A 1141-nucleotide genomic window follows, 5' to 3' on the forward strand; every position below is an offset into this window, starting at 1 on the left:
GGGACAGACAGACGACAATTCATGGCATTCGTAGTCAAAGGTTTGGGAATAGGTGGACAGACCTTGGCAGAACGGGAATTGGGATGGAATAGGCGCACCATCCGTAAAGGAATGCAAGAGTTGAAAAGTGGTCAGCCAATTATTGATGGTTTCCATCGTAGTGGGCGTAAACGGGTTGAAACACAATTACCCAACTTATTGAATGATCTTAAATTGTTAGCAGACCCAGAAAGTCAAACTGACCCTAGCTTTAAGAGTACACGATTATATACACGAATTACCGCCAGTGAAGTCCGTCGTCAACTAATAGAACAATTTGGTTATAGTGATGAAGAACTACCGACCGTTGAAACAATTCGACGAAAATTGAATGACTTGGGTTATAGCTTAAAACGAGTTCTTAAAACTAAACCCATCAAGAAGATTCCAGAAACTGAAGCCATTTTTAAACAGGTAACACAAATTAATACAGAAGCTGATCGTGACCCTAATACTCTCCGAATCTCCATTGATGCCAAGGCAGCAGTCAAAGTTGGAGAATTTGATCGAGGTGGTAAAAGTCGGATACCAACTCTTGCACTCGATCACGATTTTGCGACCGAATCAACCGTGATTCCCTATGGCATCTTTCTGCCTGAGTACAACGAGTTATTTTTGATTTTCGTTACCTCTAAATTAACGGCTGATTGTATTGTTGATCTACTTGAAAGTTGGTGGCAGACTGTCAAGCATCGTTTTACTCATATTCAAAGATTGGTCATAAATCAGGATAATGGACCAGAAAATAATTCTCGTCGCACTCAGTTTATGAAACGGATTCTAGATTTTGCTACATCATCTCAACTGACGTTACAACTGGCTTATTACCCGCCCTATCATAGCAAATATAACCCGATAGAACGTTGTTTTGGTTGGCTAGAAAAGCATTGGAATGGTAGTTTACTTGATACTGTTGAGACTGTAGTAAATTTTGCAAAAACTCTCACATTTAAGGATAAAAATCCAGTAGTGACATTGGTAGAAACAATTTACTCCACAGGAGTTACACTCAATAAATTAGCTAGGGCAGAAATTGAAACCCAGATTAATCGCCTCCCCAATCTTCAAAAATGGTTCGTGGAAATTTTCGCTAAACCCACAT

Annotated in this window: 1 protein-coding gene; it reads left to right on the top strand. The window is 39.6% G+C overall.

What is annotated here, in order from left to right; genetic code table 11:
• On the top strand, window positions 1–1141 hold a 1141-nt coding region (locus QUB66_RS29680), incomplete at both ends, for an ISAzo13 family transposase (protein ID WP_442923484.1).

Source organism: Microcoleus sp. A2-C3 (genome assembly GCF_036706065.1).
Classification (GTDB): Bacteria; Cyanobacteriota; Cyanobacteriia; order Cyanobacteriales; family Microcoleaceae; genus Microcoleus.